We start from the raw sequence: 13276 nt of genomic DNA, 5'->3' as shown, positions 1-13276 counted from the left end.
CGTCAAGTTGACAAATGAGCCAAACATCTGATATCAGCGTAATACTTTCGTAATATACCTCTCTAACCTATTGAAACACCTCGATTCCGATTTTAGTATTTGAAATAAATTTGTAATGCGAGACGCACAAAAAAACGGCACCCATAAGGAAGCCGTCCTGCCTCATTTTGTGAGCGCCGCGACGACCTCGTCGACGTGCCCGTTCACTTTCACACTACGCCATTCCTGTTCGATATAGCCGTCCTCGTTGATGAGGAACGTCGAACGGACGATACCGTAGTACTCTTTCCCGTAATTCTTTTTCAATTGCCAGACGCCGTATAGTTCCGACACCTCATGCGTATCATCGACGAGCAAATCGAACGGGAGCTCGTGTTTGGCGATAAAGTTTTGGTGCTTCTTCTGGCTGTCAGCCGAGATACCGATGACGACGGCCCCGTTCAGTCGCGGTGTCGCGTCGCGGAAGTCACACGCCTCGGTCGTACAACCCGGCGTTGCGTCCTTCGGATAGAAATAAAGAACGACTTTCTGTCCACGATAGTCCTCGAGCGAGACCATGTCCCCGTTTTGGTTCGGTAATGTGAATGTCGGTGCTAACATATGATTTCCTCCTTATCCGAACGACGGGTCGACGAGGTTCTCGTCATACCCATCGATCGCTTGTTCTAATTTTTGTTTGAGCGGTTCGAGCGACTCGAGATACTCGACCGGGTCTTCTGTTGCAGCGGCCTTTTTAAGTGCTGCCTCATTGTCGGTATACCACGTCCGGTACGCCTCGAAGTAGTCGGCCATCGTGTCTTGATTCTCCGGCACGGTGAGCGTCTCCGCCATGAGCAAGAAGACGTTATTGTCGGCCTCGAGCGCGACGTAGTCGGTCTGGGCGTTCACTTGATCATAAATCGGGCCGGCCTCGTCTTCCGGCACTTCGGCGAGACGCGCGTTTGCCTCTGCGTTCACGCCATACTCATTCGCCTCGATGCCGGTCAACATGTCGCCGACCTCCCCAATCACATCGGCCGGGATGAGGGCCGGGGTGACGACGAGTTTCCAGTCCTCACCGTCTTTGATGGCGACTTTCGACAGTCGGTTCGGCAGTTCGTTGCCGTCCGCATCCTCCATCTCGTGGACGATGAACGCGACGTCCCCGTCCTCGTTCACCCAGCTCTCGTACATATCGCCCGGCGTGAGATCACGCATCTCAGCTCCAGTCGCCGGAATGTCGGTCAATTCGCCCGCATAGTCGATGTCGGCGAGAGCTTCCGCATCCCCGCTTTCGAGCGCTTGTTGGTATGACGTATACAACGTCTCGACCTCTTCCGGGAGCGGCGCTTTCGTCTCTTCGGCTGCCTGTTCCGTCGGTGCTTCGTCCGCCGTCCCGCATCCCGCGAGCAATACGGTCAGCGCGAGCGGCATCATCCACTTGTACATTCAATCATTCCCTTCGCAAGTCGTCCTGTACCCTCATCCTACCACGACTCGATTTCGAGCGAAAACGACACGCTTTTCTGGAAAATTGTTTCACTAGGATTTCACTAGGTTTTTCGATACAATACAGACGTAAGCGCTTCAATATACGATCACTTTTAAGGGGGAACGAGAATGATTCCATACAAACATGAACCATTCACAGACTTTACAAACAAAGAGAACGCCGCAGCTATCCAAGCGGCGATCGAGAAAGTCAACGGTGAGCTCGGAAAAGACTATCCGCTCGTAATCGGTGGGGAGAAAGTGACGACGGAAGGCAAAATCACGTCTTACAACCCGGCCAATAAAGAAGAAGTCATCGGTCACGTCTCGAAAGCGAACCAAGAGCTCGCGGAGCGTGCGATGCAAGAAGCGCTCACAGCGTTCGACTCGTGGCGCCATGTCGACCCGGCCGTCCGTGCCGACGTCTTGTTCAAAGCGGCGAACATCGTCCGCAAGCGCAAGCACGAGTTCTCGGCTTACCTCGTCAAAGAGGCAGGCAAGCCTTGGAACGAAGCGGACGCGGATACAGCGGAAGCCATCGATTTCATGGAGTACTATGCACGTCAAATGCTCGAGCTCAAACCAGGCAAGAAAGTCGAGAGCCGCCCGGGCGAATATAACCGCTATGACTACATCCCACTCGGGGTCGGGATCGTCATCAGCCCTTGGAACTTCCCGTTCGCAATCATGGCAGGGACGGCCGTTGCGGCCATCGTTGCCGGTAACACGATTCTCTTGAAACCAGCATCGACGACACCGATCGTCGCTGCGAAATTCGTCGAGGTCATGGAAGAAGCAGGTCTTCCGAAAGGTGTCCTCAACTTCATCCCAGGACCAGGCGCAGAAGTCGGTGACTATCTCGTCGACCATCCAAAGACTCGCTTCATCAGCTTCACAGGTTCACGTGACGTCGGCTTGCGCATCAACGAGCGTGCCTCGAAATTGAACGACGGCCAAATCTGGCTCAAACGCGTCATCGCAGAGATGGGCGGAAAAGATACGATCGTCGTCGACGAATCAGCGGACCTCGAACTCGCGGCCCAGTCAATCGTCAAATCGGCGTTCGGCTTCTCTGGTCAAAAATGTTCGGCATGTTCGCGCGCCGTCATCGTCGACAGCGTCTATGACACAGTACTTGATCGCGTCGTCGAATTGACGAACGAACTCTCGGTCGGCAACACGGAGCAAAACGAACACTTCATGGGACCGGTCATCGATGCGGCCGCGTTCAAGAAGATCACGTCGTACTTCGACGTCGCCAAAGAAGAAGGCAAAATCGTTGCCGGCGGTAAAGCTGACGACTCGACAGGTTACTTCATCGAGCCGACGGTCGTCGCTGACGTCGCACCGAAAGCACGCCTCATGCAAGAAGAAATCTTTGGACCGATCGTCGCCTTCACGAAAGCGAAAGACTTCAAAGAAGCGATCGACATCGCCAACAACACGGAATACGGCTTGACGGGTGCCGTCCTCACGCGTGACCGCTCGAACCAAGAGTACGCGCGTCAGAACTTCCACGTCGGGAACTTGTACTTCAACCGTGGTTGCACAGGCGCCATCGTCGGCTATCAGCCGTTCGGCGGGTTCAACATGTCAGGGACAGACTCGAAAGCAGGCGGACCGGATTACATCCAGCTCCACATGCAAGCAAAAACGACGTCTGAGACGTTTTAATCCATCAGCCCGGCTCATCTGAGTCGGGCTTTCTTATCACCAAAGGAGGATTCCCATGGAGACGTTTGACGATTTTTTAGCAACGATTGACGACCCGGAACACCGGGCCAAACTGGACGACGTATTCGCTTTTGTCCGGAAGACGTTTCCGCAACTCGAGGAGCGCATCGCCTGGAATCAGCCGATGTTCACCGATCACGGCACGTTCATCATCGCTTTCAGCGTGGCCAAAGCACACTTTGCCGTCGCCCCGGAGGCCGTCCCACTCGAGGTGTTCCAGATGCGAATCCAGGAGGCGGGCTACACGCAGACGAAGCAACTGTTCCGTATCAAGTGGAGCCAAGACGTCGATTACGACTTGCTCCGTGACATCATCGCGTTCAATATCGAGGATAAGGCTAGTCACACGTCATTTTGGCGTTGATCTAAAAAGAAGGAGCGATGACGCGCATGTCATCGCTCCTTCTTGTGCTTATCCTAACGCCACGTCCAACATCATCATGATTGTGAAGCCGAGCATGAGCGCCATCGACGCCATATCTTTATGTCCGTTCTCTTGCGACCCGGGGATGACCTCTTCGACGACGACGAAAATCATCGCCCCAGCGGCAAAGCTGAGCGCGTACGGCAACAGCGGTTCCATGACGAGCACGGCCCAGACACCGACCAAAGCGGCCACCGGTTCGACCATGCCCGACAACTGACCGTAGAAAAAGCTTTTGCGCCGGGAGAGTCCATCCCGTCTGAGCGGAAGTGCAACGGCAGCCCCTTCCGGAAAGTTTTGAATGCCGATGCCGATGGCCAAGGCGATGGCGCCCGCCAGCGATGCGGACGGGAAATCGGCGGCGACCGCTCCGAAGGCGACGCCGACGGCCAGTCCTTCCGGGATATTGTGCAGCGTGATGGCCAAGACGAGCAACGTGCTCCGCTTCCGTTTTTGCGGACGGAAACCTTCCACTTCTTTTAAGGAAGGCGTCGGATGCACGTGCGGAATCAGTTTGTCGACGACCGCTAAAAACAGTCCGCCCGCTAAAAAGCCGATGGTGGCCGGCAACCAGGCCGGCATCGCGTCTTGTTCCGCCATCTCGATGGCCGGGGCGAGGAGTGACCAAAAACTGGCCGCAATCATGACACCGCCGGCAAATCCGAGCATGCTGTCCATCAACCGCTCGTGAATCGACTTCGTCATGAAGACGACGGCCGCCCCGAGCGCAGTCATCCCCCACGTGAACATCGTCCCGAGCAGCGCCTGCATTGCCGGGCTCAAATCAGCTACCCATCCCCACATCACGGTCGCCTCCTTCACCCTATTCTTTTCCCGGCAAACATGCGTCGCTAACGAAAAAAGAGGAGAGCTGGTTCGCTCTCCTCCATCATTATTAAAACGCGCGCATCAAGTTCGCCATCTCGATGGCCGCCGTGGCCGCTTCCCAACCTTTATTCCCCGCTTTCGTCCCGGCCCGCTCGATGGCTTGCTCAATCGTCTCGGTCGTCAAAACACCGAAGATGACCGGTACTTCTGACTGGTAGCTCGCCTGGGCGACACCTTTCGCTGCTTCACTGCAGACGTAGTCGAAGTGTGGTGTCGCCCCGCGAATGACGGCACCGAGTGTGATGACGGCGTCATACTTCTTGCTCATCGCCATCTTCTTGGCGACGAGTGGAAGTTCGAACGCTCCCGGGACGAACGCGAGCTCGACGTCGTCTTGTTCGACGCCGTGGCGCTTCAACGCGTCTTTCGCCCCATCGAGCAAGCGCATCGTGATGAGATCATTGAACCGTCCGACGACGATTCCGACTTTCAAGCCTTTTCCAACCAAGTTTCCTTCAAATGTATGCATCATGATTCTTCTCCTCCAAAGTGATTCATTTTTTGTTGTTTCGTCATTCGGTACTTCTCGTTCGCCGCATGGGCGCCGACGATAATCGGGACACGTTCGATAACGGTGATGCCGCACGCCTCCAAGGCGTCGACCTTCTCCGGATTGTTCGTCATGAGCCGGACGCTCGTGACGCCGAGGTCACGCAACATCGCCGCACTGACGCGGTAATCGCGCAAATCGGCATGCAGACCGAGAGCGACGTTCGCTTCGACCGTATCCAGCCCTTGTTCCTGTAACTCGTACGCCTTCAACTTGTTGAGCAGACCGATGCCGCGCCCTTCTTGTCTCATGTACAAGATGACACCACCTTCGGCTTCCACTTTCGCCATCGCGGTATCGAGCTGTGGCCCGCAATCGCAACGATACGAGCCGAACACGTCGCCGGTCAGACACTCGGAATGGATCCGGACGAGCGGCGCATGTTCGAGCTCACCTTTCAGGAGTGCGACATGTTCTTCCCGGTCGAGGACGTTCCGATAGCCGATCAATCGGAAGTCCCCTTTCACCGAGGGGAGCGAGACGTCCGCCTCCCGTTCGACGAGGTCCGTCTCCATATAGCGGACGAGCGCCTCAATCGTGATGAATTTTAAATCATGCGCTTCCGCGACGCGTACAAGGTCCGGCACTCGGGCCATCTCGCCGTCTGGGCGGATGATCTCACAGATGACGGCGACCGGCTCACTGCCGGCGAGGCGCGCCAAATCGACCGACGCCTCCGTATGTCCGCGTCGGACCGAGACGCCACCTTTTTTCGCGATAAGCGGGAAGATGTGTCCCGGACGTTGGAAATCGGCCGGGCGGGCGTTGATGTTCGCGAGTTCGCGCACCGTATGGGCCCGTTCGCTCGCCGAGATGCCCGTCGTCGAATCGACGTGGTCGACACTGACCGTGAACGCCGTCCCGTGCGGATCGGTGCTGTTCGCGACCATCGGCTGCAAATCGAGCCGGACGGCCACTTCTTCGGCGAGGGAGGCACAGACGAGCCCTTTCCCTTCCGTGATGAGGAAGTTCATTGTCTCCGCTGTCATCTTGTCCGCGAGGACGACGAAGTCCCCTTCGTTCTCCCGGTCCTCATCATCGACAACGATGATCGGTCGTCCCATCTTCAAGTCTTCGACTGCTTCTTTAATCGAGTGGAACATTACCATCCCGCCTTTCCATACCCTTGCGACGCCAATGATTCGAGCGTCATCGGTTTTTGACTTACGAGTTTTTCCATATATTTAGCCAACATGTCACATTCCAAATTGACCGCGTCCCCGGCCTGCTTCATCCCGAGCACCGTCTCACTGTACGTGTGCGGGATGAGCGACAACGTGAATCCGCGTTCCGTCACGTCAAACACCGTCAAGCTCGTCCCGTCGACCGAAATCGAACCTTTCGGGACGATATAGCGGAGGAGCGATGGCTCACAGCTGATGTCGACATAGACGGCGTTCGCGAGCGACCGTTTTTTGACGATGCGCCCGACGCCGTCGACGTGACCCGAGACGAAGTGACCGCCGAAGCGTCCGTTCGCGGGCATGGCCCGCTCCAAGTTGACGCTCGTGCCGGGGCGGACCCCGTCGAGACTCGACGCCTTGAGCGTCTCCGGCATGACGTCGACCGAGAAACTGTCACGGTCGAACGTCGTCACCGTGAGACAGATACCGTTGACAGAGATGCTGTCACCGAGCCTCACATCCTCAAGCACGACCTTCCCGGCAAGCGTGAGCCGGAGGGATGGCCCGTTCCGTTTCACTGCTTTCACACTGCCGATTTCTTCAACGATTCCCGTGAACATCGGACTCCTCCTTTCGCATGATGAGCTTGATGTCGGTGCCGACCGTCTCGACCGATTGCACGTCATACCGATTGACCGCATCGAGCGGACCGTCATGATGCGAGCGGTAGAAACCACCCTTGCCGCCGAACACGCGTGGCGACTGATACATGACCCACTCGTCGACGAACTGTCCGTCCAAAAGCGAGGTGACGAGCGTCGGTCCCGCTTCGACGAGCAGGCGACCGATGCCGCGTGCGTAGACGTCTTGGAGGACAGCGTCGAGCGACGTGTACGCCGCGAGTTCGACGCCACGCTCGATAAACGCGTCCCGTTTCGATACATCGTCAGACGTCGTGTAGAGCAACACCGGCACGTCTTTCGCCGTCCGGACAAGCTGACTCGAGAGCGGCGTCCGCAACTCACGGTCGAGCACGACCCGGAGCGGTTGCGTCGTCTCGTGGTCTAGACGAACGGTGAGGGCCGGATCATCGGCGAGCACGGTGCCGACACCGGTCAACACCGCGTCGACCGTCGACCGCAGTTCGTGGACGTCCCGTCTCGCTTCCGTCCCGGTCACCCATTTGCTGTCACCGGTATCGAGGGCGACTTTGCCGTCGAGGCTCGTCGCCGTCTTCAAGATGACGTACGGCCGTCTCGTTTCGAGCGAACGCAAGAACGCCACGTTGAGCGCTCGCGCCTCGCGCTCGAGCAGACCGACCTCGACGTCAATCCCCGCCGCTTTCAACCGAGCGATGCCTTGACCCGCCACGAGCGGATTCGGGTCGGTCATCGCGATGACGACACGCTTGATGCCCGACTCCACGACTAAATCGGCACACGGCGGTGTCTTGCCATGATGCGAGCACGGTTCGAGCGTGACGTACATCGTCGCGCCATAGGCGGCGGCCCCGGCCATGCGGATGGCGTGCACTTCGGCGTGTGCCTCTCCGGCCTTCAAGTGGGCGCCGAACCCGACGACCCGTCCGTCCTTGACGATGACGGCGCCGACACGCGGATTGACGCCGGTCGATGAGGCGGATTTGGCCAATTGGATGGCTTGTTGCATGTACTGATTCATAATCTCCCTCCTTGTTTCGTACAAACAAAAAGACCTCAAGGAATGATCCTCAAGGTCTCGGTGGGAGTCGTCCATCGTCATTTGGGCAAGCCAAATAAGCGTTTTCTTTACAGAAAAACGTACGACGAACTACAGGTCGCGTGGACCTGTCATGTTTCCTTCTCCCATCCAGACTATACTGTCGGCTCTAGAATCGCACTAGATCCACCGTTCGCACACGTGCGCCCGGGTCACGGACTTAAGGCTCGCGCCCATCACCGCCGGTTGGGACTTTCACCCGACCCCGAAGGAATATTTGTTTGTACGTCTCCACTTTAACGCAAAAATAAGGGAATGGCAAAAACGAAATGCGCAAAAAAAGCGCCGCTCGTCTGAGCAGCGCCTTGCACATTAAGCTAAGAATAACACGACGAGGAGTCCGACGATCCAGCAATAGAACGAGAAGTATTTGAGCTCGCCTTTCGCCATGATGTGCTGGAACCACTTGAGTGAGATGGCCGTGAGCGCATACGAGGCGATGAACGCCAAGATGAGCGGTCCGAACAAATCGCGTGTTTCTGGATTCGTGAACAGCGCCGGTCCGTCTAAAATCATCGTCCCGACACTGATCGGGATGAAGAGGAAGAACGAGAAACGGAGTGCCGACTCTTGCTTGATGCCGAGTAGCATCGCCATGACGATCGTCGCTCCAGAACGACTGATGCCTGGGATGAGCGCGACCGCTTGGGCGAGACCGATCAAGATGGCGTCACGGAGCGTGATGCCGCCGTCGCCTTTGTTCCCGCGCATGTTCCGGATGAACCAGAGCGCGATACCCGTCAAGATGAGCGTATACCCGACTGTGGCGACGCCGCTGAGCGTCTCGCCAATCCAATCGCCGAACAAGACGCCGAGCACTCCGGCCGGGACCGTGGCGACGAGCAACAGCCCGATGAACTTTACGTCGACCATCGTCTCGTCACGGCGGTCCTTTTTAAACAAGAACGTCCATAGACTGACGATGAGACGGACGACGTCCTGCCGATAAATCGTCAACACGGCGAGCAGTGAAGCAAAGTTCACGAAAATCTCGAATGAGAGACCTGGTAATTGGATATCAAACAGCTCTTGGAAGATGACCAAGTGACCGCTCGATGAGATTGGAATCGGCTCGGTGAACCCTTGAATCAAGCCGAGCAGGAGATAAAATAACCATATTGTCATATCGTAATATCCTCTTTTCTTTTTTACATCAATTCCATTATTTTAGCAGACCGTCCGTTTCACTGACCACCCTTTCAAAAAAAAATCGTTATTTTCAAAACTTTCATTTGATTAGTCTGAAAATTAAATTTATTATAGAAGAGTACTCAACTGGTGCGACGGTGATGACCCCATTGGCCAGTTGGGTACTTTTTCGTACAGATTATTACATATTAGCCACGATAAAACTTTTTGTTTACAATTGAACCCATTTAATATTAAATTTGTAATAGAACTGTTACCATTTTTTCAAAGTAGTAACAGGACTTTAGACCTAACCATTCATAAAAACGGTTTAAAAAACTTGAAAAATGCACTTATAAATTGTAAAAACTGGCCGATAGTATGATTGTAGAAGCAACTTCGTCATCTTTGTCGGTTCAGATATGAGTCCATGGAAGGAGGAACCATCATTGAGTCAAACGTTATCCACTAAATCCCACCACTTGTCCACCGAACAGCAGAGGATGATTCACTGCATTCGGCTGCTCGGCGACTTGTTGAAGGAACGTCCACGACGCTCTGTGTATCGCCGCTTCGCGATGGAACAAAGCTGGCCGTCTCCCGAGTCGATTATCCGACAGTTCGGATCGTGGGCCGAGGCACTCGCCATCGCCGGTTATGAATGGCACGGCGAGGCGACCGTCGATCTCCCGGACAAGATGCCGAAATACACGCGTGAAGATATCATCGAGACACTCGCCCTCTACTCGCGCGACATGGGATCGATTATCACGCTCAAAAAGTATCAGGAATGGCGCAAGCTTCATCCGAAAGCACCGAGCCATTACCATATCGTCAAGACGTTCGGTTCGTGGCATGACGCCTGCGCCGAAGCGGGACTTGAAGCGAGTGTGACCTACTCGAAATCCGAGCTCTCCACCGCACTCCGCGAGGCGATTCACGAGATGGGCTTCTCTCTTTCATTCGAAGCGTATCGCGAATGGGCAAAACGGAACAACAAACCATCCACGAAAGCGATTCTTCATCGCTACGGTTCGTGGTCAGCTGCGATTCATGCAGTCGAGTCAGAAATTTTCAATCAGAAATTATAATCTCTCATTCATAAGGAGGACGCCGGGTATCCGGTGTCCTCCTTTATCGTGGTAACAATTGATTGCTTGATTATAGAGGATCTCCACCTCAGCCGGCACCCTCCGTTCCTGGGGCGATGCGGATGCCTCCGTAGCGCGTGCCGCGCTTTACGGTGTCATCCTTGCATCGCTCTCCCCTAGGAGTTCGGGCGCCGGCCTTGGTTAGCAAATCCGAACACATATCACCTGCGTTACAGACAAATCTCAAATGATAGAAACTGGTTAAGCTTCATGTCTGTTCGAGTCTAGTCATGGCGGAACATAAGTAAAGGAGAATCTCGATGATTGAGATTCTCCTTTTTATCATTGAATCCGTTCCGTCGACGTATCGCGATAATGGGCGACACGGTCCCGGCCGTTGAATTTCGCACCGACATACATAGCTCGATCGGCATGGCGGAGCAGCGTGTCAAGATCCTCGTACTCATGAATCGTCTCGATACCGATGCTCGCCGTCACTTGGACGCGGATCCCTTCGGAGCCGAACGGATGGACGCGGAGCGCTTGACGAATCTTCTCCCCCGTCACGAGCGCGGCCGCCTCGTTCATGCGCGGGAAGACGAAGACGAACTCCTCGCCGCCGTAGCGGGTGACGAGGTCCCCACTCCGGACGAGACGACTAAACAGCGCCCCAGCCTCGATGAGCACTTCATCCCCGAACGCATGGCCGTACGTGTCGTTAATCGCCTTGAAGTGATCCAAGTCGACCAAGAACACGGACAACGGATACGAGGCGATGTCGTTCAACCGCTCCTTCGTCCACCGTTTGAGCGCCCGCTGGTTCGGCAGTCCCGTCATCGGGTCGGTCAGGCTCTCATGCTGGAGCCGGTTCCGCTCGTCGATCCGCTCGAGCGACCAGGACAAGGTTTTCAATAGTCGGTGAATCTCGACGGCAATCGCCTCTTCATACGCGCCGTTCGCCGTCGTCGAAATCATGCAGCTGACGGCGTTCGTCGTGCTCGACACCGGCTGAATGACGAGGGCCGAATGATGCAGCTCGGTCTGGTGCGCTTGCAGGTCGGGATGCCACTCATGGAGCGAATCGTACACGAAATACGGCTCTTCCGCATCGCGATGACGTTCGAGCGTAAAGGCGTCGCCGATCGGTTTCGACTTTCGTCCGCTGACGTCGTAGAACGTGCGGTCGCCGGTTCGATTGACTTGCAGCCAGCCGCGCTCGAGTTCGACGACTTCCCGCAATCCGTTCCAAAACTTCTCGATGAGCAGTTGCTCATTGTCGACCCGGTAGAGCTGTTCTTTCAAACGTTCGACTTGGTCGATTTTCGACTGTGTCTCCTCGGTCTCGGTCGCTTTGGACAATCCCATCTTGAGGAGCGATAAGATGAGGAACGTCGCCATCAGGCCGGTATAGCCGAACAATTGGAACGCCTCGATCGCGACCATCGTGAACAACAGCTCGAGCGAGATGACGAGCCAGTCGAATCGGAGCAGACGCCACATGATCGGGAGCGGAATCCGTTCGCCGATCAAAAACCGTGATAAGAGGAAGCTGAATCCGAGAACAAAGAACAAGACGGCGAAGAAGCCGAGTAACGCCGTACCTTGTTCGAGCAGATGGACGTTCGGTCCAATCTCTCCGCCGAGACGCAAATAGACGAGACCTGGAAAGACGAGCAGCATCGCCTCAATCAACGTGTTGAGCGGATAGAAATGTAAAAACCGTCGCCGCCCGACCTTGTTCGTGAACGTCCGGGCCTGGAACGTGAGCAACAAGAGTTGCCCCATCAGCAGGGCCGGGAGCAGACCGTACAAGAAGAACGTCATGAAGACGAACATCTCATGGAACGTGAAGTGCAAGTGCCGCCGCTTGAGCGGGTTCATGACGAACAGGGCGCCGAGTGTAAAGATGAACCAAAACAACGACCAATCAAACGTTCCGATCCCGAGCCACATATAGGCGAGAATCCCCATGAAGACGATCGACCACGAGAACCAGCTCCTGACGAGGTACTTCCGAAATCGCATCGTCTCCCCCCTTTCCTTTTCCGTTATCATTCTTACATAGTATGAAGGTTCTTGGTTGAAGATTCCAGCCGTTGTTTGAAAGTTTTGACAATGAAAAAAAGACCGCGACTCTCGTCACGATCTTTTGGTCACTTCGCTTTTAAGAATGAGATGCCGATGGAGCCCGATCCCGTGTGTGCTCCGAGAAGCGGTGCGAGCGTATCGACCCGAATCTTGGCTTTGTCACCGAGTTCTCGTTTCCATGACTCGGCCAGCTCGGGCACATTCCCGTGGAAGATCGAGACATCTGTGCATTCGCCTGAGTCGATGGCTTGACGGAGCGCTTCGAACAGTTGGGCTTGCGCCTTTTTATACGTCCGAACCGTCTGATATGGGACGATGAGCCCGTCCTCGAAGCGAAGCACCGGTTTCAACTGCAACATGTTGCCGATGAGCGCTTTCGACTTCGAGATGCGCCCGCCCTTTTGCATCTGCGTCAAGTTTTGCAAAATCAACTCGATGCGGACGTCCTCGACACGTTGTTTCATATACGCCTCGACATCCTCGAGCGCATCGCCGCGTTCGACCCGTTCAATCAACTCTTCGAGCATGAGTCCCATCGTATAGATGCCGGCCCGTGAGTCAATCGCGAGCAGTTTGAACTCGGCAATCTCTGCGCCTTGGACCGACGCTGAATACGTGCCGCTCAAGTCGGACGACAAGTGGACGGCGATGCCCATATCATATTGGTCTTTGATGCTTTCATACAACGTGACGAAGTCGCCGATGGCCGGTTGGCTCGTCGAGACGCGTTCGCCCGCGTCAATCCATTCGTATACGGTCTTAGCGTCAACCTCGACCCCATCTTTATACGGTTGGTCACCTTTGACGACGTAGAGCGGGACGATGTGAATATCCGGGTGGTGCTGAATCGAATCTGGAAGGACGACGGTGCTGTCCGTGATATAAGCAATTTTCATGTTAAGGCTCTCCTTCAATCAAAATTAGTACCTGGTAATATTATTTTATCACAAGTGAAGCGGTTTCACTATTTTTTCAAAAATTGATTTCCCTTGAAGTTTCACATATTCCCGTCCAGATTGCG

13 protein-coding genes and 1 riboswitch are annotated in these 13276 nt (G+C 55.2%); of the genes, 3 read left to right on the top strand and 10 right to left on the bottom strand.

All coding sequences use genetic code 11. The annotated features are described in order from the left end of the window. Positions 1-162 precede the first annotated feature (162 nt). On the bottom strand, positions 163-600 hold the full coding sequence (gene bcp, locus KNO58_RS02015) for a thioredoxin-dependent thiol peroxidase (RefSeq protein WP_214718011.1): 438 nt from the start codon (positions 598-600) through the stop codon (positions 163-165). 12 nt (positions 601-612) lie between these two features. After that, entirely contained in the window at positions 613-1428 is an 816-nt protein-coding gene (locus KNO58_RS02010; protein WP_214751651.1) for a nuclear transport factor 2 family protein, read from the bottom strand. A gap of 171 nt (positions 1429-1599) precedes the next feature. Between KNO58_RS02010 and pruA the strand changes: the two genes are divergently transcribed. Both pruA and KNO58_RS02000 read left to right on the top strand, forming a co-directional pair. After that, on the top strand, positions 1600-3144 hold the full coding sequence (gene pruA, locus KNO58_RS02005; RefSeq protein ID WP_021066482.1) for an L-glutamate gamma-semialdehyde dehydrogenase: 1545 nt from the start codon (positions 1600-1602) through the stop codon (positions 3142-3144). 55 nt (positions 3145-3199) lie between these two features. Continuing rightward, complete coding sequence (locus KNO58_RS02000; RefSeq protein ID WP_214751650.1) at positions 3200-3568, top strand: iron chaperone; 369 nt, start codon at positions 3200-3202, stop codon at positions 3566-3568. 48 nt (positions 3569-3616) lie between these two features. On the opposite strand, the gene KNO58_RS01995 is transcribed toward KNO58_RS02000, so the two are convergent. The 6 genes from KNO58_RS01995 to KNO58_RS01970 all read right to left on the bottom strand — a co-directional run bounded on the left by KNO58_RS01995 (position 3617) and on the right by KNO58_RS01970 (position 9073). Continuing rightward, a complete protein-coding gene (locus KNO58_RS01995) occupies positions 3617-4432 on the bottom strand; it encodes a ZIP family metal transporter (RefSeq protein WP_214751649.1) in 816 nt (271 codons plus the stop codon). Positions 4433-4523: 91 nt separating this feature from the next. Further along, on the bottom strand, positions 4524-4988 hold the full coding sequence (gene ribH, locus KNO58_RS01990; protein WP_285222545.1) for a 6,7-dimethyl-8-ribityllumazine synthase: 465 nt from the start codon (positions 4986-4988) through the stop codon (positions 4524-4526). After that, positions 4985-6169: a 3,4-dihydroxy-2-butanone-4-phosphate synthase gene (ribB, locus tag KNO58_RS01985; RefSeq protein WP_214751648.1), complete on the bottom strand. Its 1185-nt coding sequence runs from the start codon at positions 6167-6169 to the stop codon at positions 4985-4987. The genes ribH and ribB overlap by 4 nt, the downstream gene beginning before the upstream one ends. Next, complete coding sequence (gene ribE, locus KNO58_RS01980) at positions 6169-6810, bottom strand: riboflavin synthase (RefSeq protein WP_214751647.1); 642 nt, start codon at positions 6808-6810, stop codon at positions 6169-6171. Before ribE ends, ribB begins: the two co-directional genes overlap by 1 nt. Further along, on the bottom strand, positions 6791-7870 hold the full coding sequence (ribD, locus tag KNO58_RS01975; RefSeq protein WP_214751646.1) for a bifunctional diaminohydroxyphosphoribosylaminopyrimidine deaminase/5-amino-6-(5-phosphoribosylamino)uracil reductase RibD: 1080 nt from the start codon (positions 7868-7870) through the stop codon (positions 6791-6793). Before ribD ends, ribE begins: the two co-directional genes overlap by 20 nt. A gap of 152 nt (positions 7871-8022) precedes the next feature. Continuing rightward, positions 8023-8165: riboswitch (FMN riboswitch) on the bottom strand. A gap of 95 nt (positions 8166-8260) precedes the next feature. Continuing rightward, positions 8261-9073: an undecaprenyl-diphosphate phosphatase gene (locus tag KNO58_RS01970; protein ID WP_214751645.1), complete on the bottom strand. Its 813-nt coding sequence runs from the start codon at positions 9071-9073 to the stop codon at positions 8261-8263. A 452-nt stretch (positions 9074-9525) separates the two neighbouring features. Here KNO58_RS01970 and KNO58_RS01965 point away from each other — a divergent pair, with 452 nt between their 5' ends. Continuing rightward, complete coding sequence (locus KNO58_RS01965; protein ID WP_235045171.1) at positions 9526-10167, top strand: homing endonuclease associated repeat-containing protein; 642 nt, start codon at positions 9526-9528, stop codon at positions 10165-10167. A gap of 342 nt (positions 10168-10509) precedes the next feature. Here the strand turns inward: KNO58_RS01965 and KNO58_RS01960 are convergent, their stop codons facing one another. Then, on the bottom strand, positions 10510-12192 hold the full coding sequence (locus KNO58_RS01960; RefSeq protein ID WP_214751643.1) for a GGDEF domain-containing protein: 1683 nt from the start codon (positions 12190-12192) through the stop codon (positions 10510-10512). Between the two features lie 128 nt (positions 12193-12320). Next, positions 12321-13151: a DegV family protein gene (locus KNO58_RS01955; protein WP_214751641.1), complete on the bottom strand. Its 831-nt coding sequence runs from the start codon at positions 13149-13151 to the stop codon at positions 12321-12323. Positions 13152-13276: the final 125 nt, after the last annotated feature.

This window comes from Exiguobacterium sp. J17977, from assembly GCF_018616375.1.
Taxonomy (GTDB): Bacteria; Bacillota; Bacilli; order Exiguobacteriales; family Exiguobacteriaceae; genus Exiguobacterium; species Exiguobacterium mexicanum.
The sequence above is the reverse complement of the archived record's forward strand: the minus strand, read 5'-3'. Positions and strand labels throughout refer to the sequence as shown.